This is a genomic window from Methylobacterium cerastii, assembly GCF_022179125.1.
GTDB classification, from domain to species: domain Bacteria; phylum Pseudomonadota; class Alphaproteobacteria; order Rhizobiales; family Beijerinckiaceae; genus Methylobacterium; species Methylobacterium cerastii.
Genome location: NZ_BPQG01000119.1, coordinates 1 through 12,490, shown reverse-complemented (window position 1 = coordinate 12,490; position 12,490 = coordinate 1). Strand labels below are relative to the sequence as shown.

Annotated in this window: 18 protein-coding genes and 1 pseudogene; 6 read left to right on the top strand and 13 right to left on the bottom strand. The window is 59.4% G+C overall.

Features of this window, described 5'->3' with window-relative positions:
• Positions 1 to 215 precede the first annotated feature (215 nt).
• Entirely contained in the window at positions 216 to 812 is a 597-nt protein-coding gene (locus MFF13_RS26465; protein ID WP_283205842.1) for a CatB-related O-acetyltransferase, read from the top strand.
• Positions 813 to 917: 105 nt separating this feature from the next.
• On the opposite strand, the gene MFF13_RS25540 is transcribed toward MFF13_RS26465, so the two are convergent.
• Entirely contained in the window at positions 918 to 1,238 is a 321-nt protein-coding gene (locus tag MFF13_RS25540) for a PsiF family protein (protein WP_238273310.1), read from the bottom strand.
• A gap of 141 nt (positions 1,239 to 1,379) precedes the next feature.
• Here MFF13_RS25540 and MFF13_RS25535 point away from each other — a divergent pair.
• Positions 1,380 to 2,366, top strand: a pseudogene (locus tag MFF13_RS25535) (YifB family Mg chelatase-like AAA ATPase); the annotation flags it as partial.
• A gap of 51 nt (positions 2,367 to 2,417) precedes the next feature.
• On the opposite strand, the gene MFF13_RS25530 reads toward MFF13_RS25535, so the two are convergent.
• From MFF13_RS25530 to MFF13_RS25520, 3 genes are all read right to left on the bottom strand, one after another.
• Positions 2,418 to 2,702: a hypothetical protein gene (locus tag MFF13_RS25530; protein WP_238273309.1), complete on the bottom strand. Its 285-nt coding sequence runs from the start codon at positions 2,700 to 2,702 to the stop codon at positions 2,418 to 2,420.
• An 81-nt stretch (positions 2,703 to 2,783) separates the two neighbouring features.
• Positions 2,784 to 3,032, bottom strand: coding sequence for a hypothetical protein (locus MFF13_RS25525; RefSeq protein ID WP_238273308.1), 249 nt, complete (start codon positions 3,030 to 3,032; stop codon positions 2,784 to 2,786).
• Complete coding sequence (locus MFF13_RS25520; protein WP_238273307.1) at positions 3,032 to 3,328, bottom strand: hypothetical protein; 297 nt, start codon at positions 3,326 to 3,328, stop codon at positions 3,032 to 3,034. Before MFF13_RS25520 ends, MFF13_RS25525 begins: the two co-directional genes overlap by 1 nt.
• Positions 3,329 to 3,790: 462 nt before the next feature.
• Between MFF13_RS25520 and MFF13_RS25515 the strand changes: the two genes are divergently transcribed.
• Both MFF13_RS25515 and MFF13_RS25510 read left to right on the top strand, forming a co-directional pair.
• Positions 3,791 to 4,996 (top strand): hypothetical protein, encoded by a 1,206-nt coding sequence (locus tag MFF13_RS25515; RefSeq protein WP_238273306.1) that lies wholly within the window; start codon positions 3,791 to 3,793, stop codon positions 4,994 to 4,996.
• A gap of 10 nt (positions 4,997 to 5,006) precedes the next feature.
• Entirely contained in the window at positions 5,007 to 5,288 is a 282-nt protein-coding gene (locus MFF13_RS25510) for a hypothetical protein (RefSeq protein WP_238273305.1), read from the top strand.
• A 178-nt stretch (positions 5,289 to 5,466) separates the two neighbouring features.
• On the opposite strand, the gene MFF13_RS25505 is transcribed toward MFF13_RS25510, so the two are convergent.
• The 3 genes from MFF13_RS25505 to MFF13_RS26690 form a co-directional block, all read right to left on the bottom strand.
• A complete protein-coding gene (locus MFF13_RS25505; protein ID WP_238273304.1) occupies positions 5,467 to 5,751 on the bottom strand; it encodes a hypothetical protein in 285 nt (94 codons plus the stop codon).
• A complete protein-coding gene (locus MFF13_RS25500) occupies positions 5,742 to 6,260 on the bottom strand; it encodes a hypothetical protein (RefSeq protein WP_238273303.1) in 519 nt (172 codons plus the stop codon). Before MFF13_RS25500 ends, MFF13_RS25505 begins: the two co-directional genes overlap by 10 nt.
• Positions 6,261 to 6,939: 679 nt before the next feature.
• Positions 6,940 to 7,230 (bottom strand): DUF6626 family protein, encoded by a 291-nt coding sequence (locus MFF13_RS26690; protein WP_505744309.1) that lies wholly within the window; start codon positions 7,228 to 7,230, stop codon positions 6,940 to 6,942.
• 197 nt (positions 7,231 to 7,427) lie between these two features.
• Here MFF13_RS26690 and MFF13_RS25495 point away from each other — a divergent pair, with 197 nt between their 5' ends.
• On the top strand, positions 7,428 to 7,673 hold the full coding sequence (locus MFF13_RS25495) for a hypothetical protein (protein WP_238273302.1): 246 nt from the start codon (positions 7,428 to 7,430) through the stop codon (positions 7,671 to 7,673).
• A 621-nt stretch (positions 7,674 to 8,294) separates the two neighbouring features.
• Here the strand turns inward: MFF13_RS25495 and MFF13_RS25490 are convergent.
• Positions 8,295 to 8,528: a hypothetical protein gene (locus tag MFF13_RS25490; protein WP_147765302.1), complete on the bottom strand. Its 234-nt coding sequence runs from the start codon at positions 8,526 to 8,528 to the stop codon at positions 8,295 to 8,297.
• A gap of 154 nt (positions 8,529 to 8,682) precedes the next feature.
• On the opposite strand from MFF13_RS25490, the gene MFF13_RS25485 reads away from it, so the two are divergent.
• Positions 8,683 to 8,859, top strand: a complete 177-nt coding sequence (locus tag MFF13_RS25485; protein ID WP_187277359.1) for a hypothetical protein — start codon at positions 8,683 to 8,685, stop codon at positions 8,857 to 8,859.
• Positions 8,860 to 9,011: 152 nt separating this feature from the next.
• Here MFF13_RS25485 and MFF13_RS25480 read toward each other — a convergent pair whose 3' ends face one another.
• From MFF13_RS25480 to MFF13_RS25460, 5 genes are all read right to left on the bottom strand, one after another.
• Positions 9,012 to 9,203, bottom strand: a complete 192-nt coding sequence (locus tag MFF13_RS25480; protein ID WP_238273301.1) for a hypothetical protein — start codon at positions 9,201 to 9,203, stop codon at positions 9,012 to 9,014.
• Positions 9,204 to 9,244: 41 nt separating this feature from the next.
• Positions 9,245 to 9,466: a hypothetical protein gene (locus tag MFF13_RS25475; protein WP_147765300.1), complete on the bottom strand. Its 222-nt coding sequence runs from the start codon at positions 9,464 to 9,466 to the stop codon at positions 9,245 to 9,247.
• 113 nt (positions 9,467 to 9,579) lie between these two features.
• Complete coding sequence (locus MFF13_RS25470) at positions 9,580 to 10,185, bottom strand: hypothetical protein (protein WP_238273300.1); 606 nt, start codon at positions 10,183 to 10,185, stop codon at positions 9,580 to 9,582.
• Positions 10,186 to 10,417: 232 nt separating this feature from the next.
• Positions 10,418 to 11,143, bottom strand: coding sequence for a DUF429 domain-containing protein (locus MFF13_RS25465; RefSeq protein WP_238273299.1), 726 nt, complete (start codon positions 11,141 to 11,143; stop codon positions 10,418 to 10,420).
• Between the two features lie 346 nt (positions 11,144 to 11,489).
• A complete protein-coding gene (locus MFF13_RS25460) occupies positions 11,490 to 12,035 on the bottom strand; it encodes a recombinase family protein (RefSeq protein WP_238273298.1) in 546 nt (181 codons plus the stop codon).
• Positions 12,036 to 12,490: the final 455 nt, after the last annotated feature.

Genomic DNA, 12,490 nt, shown 5'->3' with positions numbered 1-12,490 from the left:
CCACTACACGGACGTGGCCAACGCACACATTGATCCGATGCTGCACTACCTCCAGTCCGGTGCTCTCGAAGGTCGGACGGCCTTCAACGACGGACACTTCGGCTAGTTATCGATCGTATGTCAGATGGGGCCCGCCCGGCATCAGCCGCGGCGGGCCTTTTTATAGGCTCCGCGCGTAAAACTGCCCGTGGCTCCTCATAAGGTTAAGAGTTAGAATGCTTTCTTCAATGCGGGCAGCTTTTGCTGCAGCCAACGTTGCCGAGACACGAGACGTCTTCGACGCGGCCGGGCACGCGTTCCCATATGAGGTCGGTGACTACACCTATGGCGTGCCGACAGTGCTGTGGTGGGGGGAAGACACCGCCCTAACAATTGGTCGGTATTGTTCGATCGCTGCTGGCGTCTCGATCATGCTTGGCGGCAATCATCGTACGGATTGGGTCACGACATTCCCGTTTGGCGTGCTGGACCCTGCGGCGGCTGCCCATACCGGACACCCGGCCACCAATGGAGACGTGCGCATTGGCAATGACGTGTGGCTCGGCGACTCCTGCCGGATCTTGTCAGGCGTCACGGTGGGAGATGGGGCATGCGTGGCGACCGGAGCGCTGGTGACACGGGATGTGCCACCCTATGCCATTGTCGGCGGTGTCCCAGCCCGTATCATCCGCCTACGGTTCTCTCCCGATCAGATTGCAGCGATGCTTGAGATCCGCTGGTGGGACTGGCCTGAGGAGCGGATCCAGGCTTTGTATCCTCGGATGCTATCTCCTGACATTGATGGGTTCATCGCGGCTGCACGCGGCGCATAGGAGCGCCAACTCTGGCATCAGTGGTTCGCTTGGCGGAGGGCGAGCGCGCTGGCGATGATGCGTTGGGGCCTCCCCTCGCCGGTGAGCAAGGGGCCGCAACAGTGTTCAGCCCTTCAGGCAGGTGCTCATGAAGCTCCGTCGTGCGGTGCCCTTCAGGCTCTTGGTCGAGGCATCGACGTTGCAGGTCTTCATCTTCGCCTGCTGCGGCGTCAGCTCCTTCGCCGGTGCTGCAGCCTTGCCGGCGAGGCAGTCGGACATGAAACCCTTGCGGGCGCTGCCGGCGAGCTTCTGAGAGCCGGCGTCGGCGTTGCAGCTTTTCATTCGATCGCGTTGTGCGGCCTGCGCCGCAGATGGTGCCGGCGTCTGCGCGACGGTCGGGACGGCGAGACCGAGGACGATCGGCAGGACAAGGGCGAGCGAGCGCATCGGTAGGTTGCTCCGAGACAAGTTGTCCGACGGTAGCAGGGGCGTCGAGGCACAGCGAGATGTCGCGAACTACGCTCCACAGGCCGGCGCTTCCATGACGCTTCCACAATCAGAGAAGAGCATTTTAACTAGCTGACGAGTATGGATAAAAATACGTGCACGTTCGCCTTCGAGGGCATCGAGGCGCGTGCCGTCGACGTCCAGGTGCAGATCATCCCCGGCGCGGTCCACTTCAACGTGGTCGGCCTGCCGGACAAGGCGGTGGGCGAGTCGCGCGAGCGGGTGCGCGGCGCGCTGATCGCCTCCGGGCTGGCGATGCCGGCCAAGCGCATCACCGTGAACCTCGCGCCTGCCGACCTGCCGAAGGAGGGCTCGCACTACGACCTGCCGATCGCGCTCGGCGTCATGGCGGCGATCGGTGCGCTGCCCGCCGACGCGCTCGCCGGGTACTGCGTGCTGGGCGAGCTGGCCCTCGACGGCACGATCACCCCGGTCAACGGCGTGCTGCCGGCGGCGATGGCGGCGAGTGCACGCGGCCTCGGGCTGATCTGCCCCGCCGCGACCGGGCCGGAGGCGGCCTGGACCGGCGGCGACCTCGACGTTCTGGCGCCGCGCTCGCTCATCCAGCTCGCCAACCACTTCAAGGGCACGCAGGTGATGGCGCGGCCGGTCCCCGCGGTCGCCGCCCCGGGCCCGCCCCTGCCGGACCTCCGCGACATCAAGGGCCAGGAGGGCGCCAAGCGCGCGCTCGAGATCGCCGCGGCAGGCGGCCACAACGTCCTGTTCAATGGGCCGCCCGGCTCCGGCAAGTCGATGCTCGCTGCGCGACTCCCCTCGATCCTGCCGCCGCTGACGCCGCGGGAACTCCTCGCGGTCTCGATGATCCAGTCGGTGGCCGGCGAGCTGAAGGAGGGGCGGCTGTCCGACCGGCGGCCGTTCCGGCAGCCGCACCACTCGGCCTCGATGGCTGCTTTGGTCGGCGGCGGCATCAACGCCCGGCCCGGCGAGGCTTCGCTGGCGCATGGCGGCGTGCTGTTCCTCGACGAGCTGCCCGAGTTCACGCCGCAGGTGCTCGATTCGCTGCGCCAGCCGATGGAGACCGGCGAGATCATGATCGCGCGGGCCAACCCAAGTTGGTATTGTCAACACACGAGCTAAGCCACTGCACTCATGTGGTTTTTACAACCACCTCAGCTTGTACTCCATAGCCTCATTCTCGTTGGGCACCACGAGGGTCATTCTGCCCGAGTCGTGTAACCAGCACGCCGATGGGCAGTGCGCCTGCACCCATTCGATGAACACGTCGGCGTCCACCTTCAGTACGCGTTTAATGGATTCTCGCAGGTAGACACTGCCGATGATGCGAAGCGGGATGCCGAACGGGAGGAGGTAGGCCCTGTTGACGGTGCCCTGATCCGCGACAATGAGGTGATGCAAATACGGGGTGAACTCTACACGCTCCATTTGAGGTCCTATCGGCGAGACGTAGGGGGAAGTTCGCACAGGTACCGGGCTTCGATGCCTATGGAGTCAGTCCGGGTCGTGTCAGCGAATTTTCAACTCGAACGCCAGCACCGGACCGATCTCGGTTTCGAGCCAATCCGTGTGGAACGGACCGATCCTGCGTTGCTCGCACCATGAGGCCATCACATCCCAATCAGCATCGGCAACGAACTGCGTAAGCGGGCGCTTGCAGAAGCCGCGTGGGTGACGCGACCCTTGGGGCTCGTACAGGGTGTACGCGTACGGAAATGCGGTCTCCTCAACGACGTTGAAATCGATCGCATAGAACATCACTCGGACGGCTGAAAGCCGAATCCCTTCGGTGCTCCGAAGGTGACCTGCAAGTTGATGATCACATCGCGGTTGTCGATCGGGATCAATTCAGTTTCGTCGAGCAGATTAAGGGAGTGTCCGCCGAATTCCCACCAATCCTTGAACTCCTGGGAACGTTCATTGGAAATGGCGTGCCATGGGCCACCATTCTCATCGACCTCACCGATCGAATTTACCTTGTGCAAGATGAACGCCCACCCGACGTGATTACCTTGTTCGAACGCCGGGTAGTAAAGCAATTCTACGGCGTACATGAACCTCAACTCGAACCGTGATTCGGGCCTCATTGGTACGACACCAAACACGACGTGTCGAGCCATCCGAGGGGTCGTTCAGAAGTATTTATGCGTAGTACATCAATGTAACCGGTTTTGCTAATTCGTCAAATCGCACTTCGATCAGATTCCATCTCGCGTATAGCCTTGAAGATTTGGAATCCACACGGGCTGTGCTTGACGCGGAACGCGAGTCCAGACAAGGCTTATCGAACGGCCGGGGGTGGTCCCTGGTCGATGGATCGTTTTGTCGAATGTGATGCCGTAGACGCGAAAAGCCCGGCGCTACCAACGCCGGGCTCCGCTCCCCGAAGGGAGACCTGTCCGCTAGAACAGTCTCCCCAGCCACCATATCCGGTTCAGCCGGTCAAGAGTCCTGCGCGGACCCTCGACCGGTGACGGGAGAGATTTGCGAACGGCATCCCGAAAGGGATGCTCGGGATGAATGCCGAATCTGTGATCGAACGCCTCTACGCGGAGAAGCCGCGAACGCGGGGGCGAGGGCATGATGCTGAGGCGATCTACCGGACCTGCACGGTCGGTACAGCGATCGTTGCTCTGCATCGAAATCGGTACACGCCATTCCGGTTGGTCCGGTCGGCGGTCGCCGAGCATGTGAGCATCCCTAGCTTGTCCAGCGTTGCCGTTGAGGCCGTGGTCCGCCGATCGATCGAGTCATTGGTCGAACTTGGGTTCCTCCGCCGTGTCGAGCAGACTGGACCTGATGCCCCCGAACAGGGCGTGAAGGGTCGAGCACATCTCTATGTGTTCGGTTCGGCCGTCCACGCGGACCTCGGGTTGGCAATCCCCGATCTTGCCTGCTCCCCTTCGGATGCCCTTGTTTCGCTTGCCAACCGCGTACTGAAGGGACGGAAGGATTCGCCTCAAGCGAATTCCGACCAAACCGTCCTGAATTTCGGCCGGACGAACCACAATGGCTGGAGTTCGTCTGCGAATTCCAGCCATAAGAAAGAAATAATAACTCCCTTTGGGGAGGTTATTATGGCCGCAATTCCCCGGTCGGAAATGGAAATCGACCATTCCGGCGGCGAAGCTTGCGCTGGAGACTTGGACATCGATCAGTCCGCAAATTCCAGCCAGAGCGAAGAAGTTCGCCCCCGTGGCCGGAAATCGAAGGCCGAGAGAGGCACATTTCCCTGGGTCGAGACCCGCAAGGTCAACGATGTCGTGGGCGGGGTCCGGATCGTCCGCCGGACTCTCGACGGGATACCTCTCACGGGCACCGAGGTTGGCATGCGGCGGCTGTTTGCTCACCGGGCAGCCGAAGTCCGTGGGGCCGCTCCACTGGCCCCCTCAGTGGTTCGGCGGCACATCCCGCTCGACCTGTTCTCACCCGCGGCGATTCTCAAGCGCACCGGGCTCTCGATGCCGCCTATCAATGAGACGCCGGAGTCGTTGCGGGAACGTGTGGCCGGAGAGGACGCCGAACGTGAGGTCCTGATCAAGGCCGAGATCGAGCGACGGAAGCGGGCATCGATCGAATCGGAGGCGGAAACGCGAATTTGTCTGTCGGAGACCCCTGAAGGGCGCAGGGCGGTCAGTGTTCAAGCTCGACATATGGCGATCCTGCGCCGTCGCCCGCTGCCGTTCAAGAACCCCACTACTCCCTCACTCACAAACGTGTAAGGACAGCCCAATGTCGATCATCGATGCCGCCAAAGGTCTGAGCAAGGATACTCAGATTTATATCCTCCGGACTGAGCTTGAGATGGCGAAGGACCTTAGCTCTGAGGTGCGCAAGACCTGCGAGGTGCTACAGTCGCATATCGATAGCTTGCAAGCCGAGCGCAACAATCTGGCCGCAAACATCGAAACCGCCCTGAAGCATGTCGCTGATGGCCCCGCCCACGATCTGCTAAGCGCGATTGCCGATGGGTTGAGACCGCCAAGTGCGGGAGGGGCAACAAGCTTTCACTGAGGCCCTACGTGCCGTTACCTGTGACCGGTTCGAACATCGGCCGAACGACCTTATCACGGGCTATGCCGGAAAGGCTGATCAGTTCTCGCGTGTGGCCGTTCGCGTCGCCTTCTCGTCGAAGTGAAAGGGGCGGGACGGATTCATAGTTAACAGATTCCAAATCCCCCCCGCGCACCCGTCAGAGTTCGCCTCGACGCTGCGCCCGCAACATTGCGTAGATCGTTTGGTGGTCGGCCAGCACCTCTTGCCCGGCATTCCCTCGGATGTAGCCGGGTTGGCATGGCGTCTCAGAGGATGGCCCCGCATATTGCCGCCGAAGCGCGGCAGGACCTTCCTTCAGAAAAATCCGCTCGCGGCCAAGGGAATCGATCTCTGCCTCCAGCGCAGCGATACGGGCATCCTGCGTGGCAACCAGTTCGAGGAGGCTTTCGAGTTCGTCGGTGGGTATCGTCGTCACTTCCATGGCACCTCCCCGAGGGTGCCCTCAGCGGGCTCAGCAGCGGCGCGGATTGAAGTCTCGGCAATTTGTAGCTGCTCTGCCTTCATGGCTTCGTACAGCCCGTTGGGATCGTAGAACGCATATGCCTTGCGGCGTCCCGTGCCGGGTTTGGCTCGAAGGTCATGCTGGAACCGCCCAGCCTCCAACAGTTCCCCGTCGATCGAGACCACGCAGTTCATCGACCCATCCTTGTACCTGCTGACCAAAACGAATTGGCCGATGTACCGCGTGTTCTCTCGTTTCGAGCCGATATGGCCCATCTTTGACCACTCGGAGTCGTCGTCCGCCATGATCTCGTTGGCCACGGCATACAAGGTGGCATATCTCTCGTGAATCGAAGCGGTCATCTCGCCAGTCGCGAGGTTCTCGTCCGCCCACTTCAAAACCAGCTTCGGCTCAATCAGCGCTACGGTTCGCTTCCAGTAAGGTTTAAAGAGATTTAGGCGCCCTTCACAGTATGCTTCCAGCATCATCGTGTGCTGAGACGATCCTTTCCGTCTGTTCGATCCGTTATCGAAGAACTGAAACTGCATAACCTGAATCACTTCGATTCGAGGGCACGGACTTAACGGCTTGGTTTGATTGCCCTGATTTCTAAATGTCATGTGAATCTCCGTTGCATGTCTATTAACAGAGATATACATTATTTTCGACGGCGAGGTCTATATTATTCTCATTGTATATTGTTCTCTAATAAAAAAACAGGAGACAACGTTGTATATACAATGAGAATAGGTCTCATCTCGACAGGTCTCGATGAGACAACCGGGACCTCGCAGGCTCGATCCCGAGACAATGACGGGTCTCGCCGCCTGCGGCTTCGACCGAGATACAATGCGGGGCCAGCGCCTCAGGGATGTCTCGGTCGCTCTCGCTCCCTCGACCCCTTCGCTCAATGCGAATTTCGCGAGATCGAGCCGTGCGAAGGGGATTCCGTCGAGACAAAGAGATTGTTGCGCCGTGAATCGTCGAGGAGGGCTGCCATGGCATGGGGCGCGGCTGGACCCGCCTGTGCGGACCGCCGCCGCCACACCCCTCTACAGGTGGGCTCGCCGGGTCTTCCACGACAGAACTCAGTGCGTTCGACAGGACCCGATGGTCCGATCTCGCCGGAGGGGCCGACGATCCAGCTACCGGGCAGCACCTCGATGCCTACCGACCGATCCGCTGATAGCCGAGCAGGTCGGCGATCCGCGTGTCCCGGTCGATCGCCGCCACGACCTCATCCAATCGGGACCGAACCCCCGGCGGGACCAGTCGGGCTACTGCATGCAGCCGTGCTCGCAGAGCCGTGACGGTCTTCGTTGGCACCCTAACATCGTCGCGATTCCGCTGCTCAAAATCTCGGAAGTACGACCAACCCCGACCGAGAAAATCCCGGCTGAACTGCCGTTTTGAGCGTACAAGCCCCATTACAGAAAGATTCGAGTAGACAGCTTTCAAGTTTTGCCGCGCATTCCGTCTCCTTGGCTAAATATAGCAGGCGGAAGGCATCGAGGAATCCATCCGCACTAATTGGAGATTCCGGAATGATACATATTACACCGCTGGATGAAGCGAATCAGCTTACCGTTCAACACCTCATCCGTCGATATTTATCGCCTGAGGGAAAATCCGTCCGAACTTTCGAGCGAGCCTGCGTGACCGTCGAGAAGGTCGGCAACCGGTACGGTGTGCCACGCGATGCCGTCACCTACCTGTTTGAAATCCATCATCCTGAGATGGGATTCATCCTGACGGCGCGTGCGGTCTTCAGGTGCGGGAATCTCATGGTGCCAGCCGCGACGCACACCGTGGTCACCGGCTACGAGAACACGGGCGAGCATGGGAGCGAGCATGCTGTGAAGCTCGCTGCCAACGAGTGGTTGCGGAGTCTGCCGCTGTAGCCGTGACCGGGCAGCGGTGGGCTGCTCTCGACGCTTCTCGGACCCTCGGAAGGTCCGCTTTCCGGCATCTGAATCGAGGGTGCCCTACGTCCGGGGTAGGTGGGAAGCGGAAGGTCAGCTTTGTGGAGGATCACCGCCACCATGATGGCTGGTATTATCCGAAGGTGGGCTGCCCTCCTTACGGCCCGTCATCGGGATTACCTCGAACCATTCTCCCCTAAGCCATTTGGAGATTGTTCCAAGGCCAACCACAAACATGGGTACGGTCATCATCAAAGCTAAGAGACGGGGTGGGTCGAGGGTCTGGTCTTGCCAGAAAAGCCACGTCCAGATCGCAATACCATCGATATAGACGGCCAGAATAACCCAAATCGCTCCGAAGAAGACATCCTTAAAAGTCGCTGGACGGGGATACCCACTCATTTTCGCCTCAAAAGGATATGACGCTTTCTCTTAAAAGGGGTGATCCCACAAATACTTGGGCGAATACTTCGATTTGAATCCGGAGCATGGGTAACATCCGTCAGATTTCGACCACTAGATCGGCGGCGGAACGACGGCTTCCGGGAGAAAGGTCAAGGTCCGCTCGCCACCTTCTGTAAGAAGTCGGAAGGTCCGCTCTTAGGCGCGCGTGGCGATTGTCCGCACCATCGCCTGCACCATAGACAGCACCTTGGCGCGGTCCTGCGTGTTCCTGATCCCCTGCCACAAGCGCAGCAACTCTGTCGTCTGGTCCAGATCGGCACTGGTCTCGTCGAAAAATGCGGTCGGCGCAATGTCTAACGCCTCGGCAAGACGGCGGAGGGAAGCGTCCCGCACATCCGAGCCGTCTCCAAGGTCCGAGCCGTTCTGCATACCACGCTCCGATTGTGCACAATCGGCTTTAGCGCCTTTCGGATGGTGCCCCAACCTCAAAGCGAGTTGGTGCGACAATTTGCAACCTAACATTTGATATGAAATTTCCCACTACGTAGAGTAGAAAAGCATCTCGATAGGACCTGTGTTTGCAATGCCTAAACCAGCCCAATTCGAGGTGATGCTGGATGCCTGTCTCGCCGCATATGAACTTATCAAAGAGTCCGGCACGCCGGAGGCGGAGGCGCTGATGCGCCTCGTGCTGTTTCAGATTGGGCTGGAACTGGCGCGCGGTCCAGCAACGGGCCGAACGACACATAACGACAACTGAAGCGACTGTCACAGACTGTTGCTTATGTGAGTTTCTTCCAGGGTGAGTATGGTCCGCACAGGTTTAGGAACAGAACGTCCGCTTTAGGGCGAAGGGGCAGGGTCCGCTCCCCACCCTTCTCGGACGTTGACGGTAGGTTCGAGGATGACTGTTCAGCGAGCGAGCTTTGCGCGCAGATCAGCGATTCGTCGGGTTGTCGCGGCGGTCTGATCGCGAATCCGCTTCTGGATTCCCGCACAGCGATCCGCTTCTCGGTTGGCCTGGACAGGCGTCATGGGCTTGATCGGCCGGATGATCCCGGCCTCGGCGGTGGATTCGGCAGTGATGATCTCGTGGTAGCGCATACGGTATTTATGCAGAGCTATCCGCTCATGAGGAAACGTCACTAGCCTTTGGCAGCAAGTACACGCGCCACCGCCAACAATTTTGCCCGATCGCTCGGATTATCTATTTCTGACCATAGCTTGAGAAATTCCACGGTTGGTCCAAGATTGTGCGATGCTGAATCAAAAAACGTTTCAATCGGGCAGTTTAAGACTTGAGACAACTTCGTAAGCAGGTCAGACGGACTGACGCTCGTTTCCACGCGGTTGTCTGGGCTCAGCATCGTAGACTCCCACTACACTCGACATGTCTACTAGAAGTCGAATGACGCATCAAATCTCGTCGATAGTGATCGATTCATACTAATGGAGCTAAACAAATTAGAGTTTTCGTAAGTCAATGTTGCTTATTTTTTACAGATTGGATTTGCCGAGCGATCAGTTTTCCAGTCTCCATAAGCACAATATCTAAAATTTTATTTATCTGATGCTGGCCCTCGGATTCATAAAATTCTCTGGCGGCTATGAGATGATCTACAACCGTACGAAATGGGTCATCAGCCTCAATCGGCGCGCCTACAACATAAGTGCTAACGTCGTCGTGGGTTTCTGTAATGTCGATGAGCATGCCATGGCTACGAACAGCCTTGCCTTTAGCATCATGGTAAGTCTTTCCGCGACTTAACACCCGACGTAATCCTTTACCCGGTACCTCGACTCGATACTCGGATACAATGATTGAGCCGTTTTTCGTTGCCTTGACTGAACGCTCAATCATCTTCTCGTAGTCGTCTCTATGAACGGTCTTCATCGCTTCGTGACCCTTCAAGGGTCGGCCAGCATTTGACCAGTCACCAGTAAGGTACAACGCACCACCATTATCATAGGTGACCGTGTGGTGAACGTGATCCCACTCCCAAGTTCCTATGACGCCCGACGCTTCTAGCAGTAGCTCCAACCGAGAGCCCGACTGCTCTCCGTCGTGTCCGAATCTCGACTCCATCTGCGGTCTCCCCCGAGACGCCTCCAGCGCTTCAACATCGGATAGTGATGCGTGATCGCGCGATAAGTCCTAACGATACTGCCGGGCAGGATGAAGTGGAAGGGGTTCCCGTTACACCTTCCTAACGCTCTCCGAGCCCCGAAGCGGACGGCGTGAATTCCGCCGCAGCAGCATCGTCTCGGATTCGGTAGGCGGTCCTTGCTGATGCACCTTGCCGTTGAGAGGCGGCGCATCATGCAGTGGGAGCAAAACCTTCATACCGAAGGCTCCCCGTTCGCTCCTCATTCGCATTCTGTTGGAGCAAGGCTCGCGCCCAGACAGGTTGTAGGGCTGCCGGAGGTAGAACGATCCAGCCGTCCTCGTCGCCGACCGCCGTGTAATCTCCTGCGGCAACGCAAAGCGCCGTGAACGCGCATACGAGAGCCGCGCGGTCGTCGTGGTTCGTCACCATGGTGAGTGGGTTTCGAAGGCTTCTTTTTGGAAGGAAATGCCGCAACAGCCTTTCGATCCCTCCGCTCGATACGAGGTGCATGTAGAAGGTATCTGACCGGTCGCCGCGGCGAGCATTCAGGGCCGCAGGATCGTCGATCAGCAGGCCCATGAATGCACTTGGGAAAGCCTCCGCCACGGCCTTGTCATGGATTCGGATGTCCTGCTCGGCCGATGCGAGATCGCAATGATCGATCACAATCCGAGCGCACGCGTTTGCGTGCTCATTCAGCAGTTTCCCTATCGGCGCACTCGATTGACCCGGCTTTCCGATCAAGGGCTGAAGGCGCCGCGTGAGCATCCGCTCGGCTGCACGGTATCGACCAATGATGTCGAGCCCCTGGCGCATTGGTCCGTCGAAGGCAGCAGCGGTTAAACGTGCCGCGCCTGCCACGCGGACAATGGTGTCCGTCCGCTCCGGCTCAACGGCTCGGAACCGGGCAAACGACCAAGCAACTTCGTCAGACAACCAATCCAGGCGGCAAACCGACCCAGATTTTCTCGCCGGAGAGCATCCAACATCTACGCCGAGAACTGACCCTGCCGGAGCAAGCATGCTGACACCTGCGATGACATTGACGGGAATCCGAGGACAATGCTCGCATGAGGTTTCACACGCGCCGCCTACTAAACCAAAAAAGGCGTCGGCGTGCGTGGGTATGCAAGGCAGCGTTAACAGGGTCTCAGCGACCCCACGCGGTCAGCGCAGACTCCGTGTCACCGCATCGTCCCGAATCCGGTGGACGGTCTGACGGCTCAATCCGGTTTCACGGCAGACCGTTGAGACCGACGCGTCCCACGAGATCAGGCGAACGTCACGCAGCTAGAATGCGATGCACCGACCCTTTGCCGATCCCGACCTTCGCGGCGATGGCCGCCATGCTCAGCCCTTCGGCCGCCAGTGCCTTGACCTCTGACGCCTTCGCCCGCGCTGTAGGCTTCCGCCCTTTGTACGCGCCCTCAGCCTTGGCCTTCGCAATGCCTTCGCGTTGGCGCTCCAACATCATCTCGCGTTCGAACTGCGCAACACCCCCAAGGACGTTGAGCATCAGCTTACCCGTGGGCGTGCCGGTATCCACGCCCAGGTTGACGATGCGCAGGGCTACGCCCTTGGCTTCGAGCGCGCTGATGATGTTGCCAAGGTGGGTGACGGACCGCGCCAGCCGATCGAGTTTGGTGACCGCGATGGTGTCTCCCTCACGGGCAAAGTCGAGCACGGATTCCAGAGCCTTACGCGGGCCGACCGATGAAGCCTGCTCTCGGAACAGCTTCTCGCACCCGAGAGCCGTAAGATCGCGCACCTGGGCATCAAGCCCGGCTTCCTGCTCCAACGTCGAGGTCCGGGCGTAGCCGATCAGCATGGGGGCGGTCCGTCGTTCCAATAGGTTGAAAGACGTTAGACCATTTGCTGTTCCGAAACGCAATATCTCTCGTGTGGAACAGCTAAGGATGGGGGGTGGAACGTTCCACACGACCAAGGTCTATTGGATCGCTCAAGAGGCGGCGAGTTAGTTGGACCAGTCAAGCGCCTTCCCAGTAGCCGCTTATGTAACCTGATCGCCGCCGCAGGAGTCGTAGAGGGGGGGGGCGTTTCGAGTTGTGAACCGCCACTGCCGTGTCGGTGAAAGCCTCTCCGGCAACACCGTCGCCCTAATCGTTCAGCGCCGCGCCTCTGCCGCCGGGCTCGACGCCTGGGCGAGCTACGCCGGTCACTCGATGCGGGCGGGATTCGCCACCAGCGCGGCGCCAGCCGGAATGGGCGAACTCCGCATCGCCCGGCAGACTCGGCGCGCCAGCCTAGCCCGTCTTATTCATG

Excerpts from the sequence above, each read along its gene's own strand:
- MFF13_RS25475 (WP_147765300.1), bottom strand. The coding sequence starts at position 9,466 with ATGCTGAGCCCAGACAACCGCGTGGAAACGAGCGTCAGTCCGTCTGAC.
- MFF13_RS25520 (WP_238273307.1), bottom strand. The coding sequence starts at position 3,328 with ATGTACGCCGTAGAATTGCTTTACTACCCGGCGTTCGAACAAGGTAAT.
- MFF13_RS25490 (WP_147765302.1), bottom strand. The coding sequence starts at position 8,528 with ATGCAGAACGGCTCGGACCTTGGAGACGGCTCGGATGTGCGGGACGCT.
- MFF13_RS25540 (WP_238273310.1), bottom strand. The coding sequence starts at position 1,238 with ATGCGCTCGCTCGCCCTTGTCCTGCCGATCGTCCTCGGTCTCGCCGTC.
- MFF13_RS25510 (WP_238273305.1), top strand. The coding sequence starts at position 5,007 with ATGTCGATCATCGATGCCGCCAAAGGTCTGAGCAAGGATACTCAGATT.
- MFF13_RS25515 (WP_238273306.1), top strand. The coding sequence starts at position 3,791 with ATGAATGCCGAATCTGTGATCGAACGCCTCTACGCGGAGAAGCCGCGA.
- MFF13_RS25505 (WP_238273304.1), bottom strand. The coding sequence starts at position 5,751 with ATGGAAGTGACGACGATACCCACCGACGAACTCGAAAGCCTCCTCGAA.
- MFF13_RS25470 (WP_238273300.1), bottom strand. The coding sequence starts at position 10,185 with ATGGAGTCGAGATTCGGACACGACGGAGAGCAGTCGGGCTCTCGGTTG.
- MFF13_RS25460 (WP_238273298.1), bottom strand. The coding sequence starts at position 12,035 with ATGCTGATCGGCTACGCCCGGACCTCGACGTTGGAGCAGGAAGCCGGG.
- MFF13_RS26465 (WP_283205842.1), top strand. The coding sequence starts at position 216 with ATGCTTTCTTCAATGCGGGCAGCTTTTGCTGCAGCCAACGTTGCCGAG.
- MFF13_RS25480 (WP_238273301.1), bottom strand. The coding sequence starts at position 9,203 with ATGCGCTACCACGAGATCATCACTGCCGAATCCACCGCCGAGGCCGGG.
- MFF13_RS25485 (WP_187277359.1), top strand. The coding sequence starts at position 8,683 with ATGCCTAAACCAGCCCAATTCGAGGTGATGCTGGATGCCTGTCTCGCC.
- MFF13_RS25530 (WP_238273309.1), bottom strand. The coding sequence starts at position 2,702 with ATGGAGCGTGTAGAGTTCACCCCGTATTTGCATCACCTCATTGTCGCG.
- MFF13_RS25500 (WP_238273303.1), bottom strand. The coding sequence starts at position 6,260 with ATGATGCTGGAAGCATACTGTGAAGGGCGCCTAAATCTCTTTAAACCT.
- MFF13_RS25525 (WP_238273308.1), bottom strand. The coding sequence starts at position 3,032 with ATGTTCTATGCGATCGATTTCAACGTCGTTGAGGAGACCGCATTTCCG.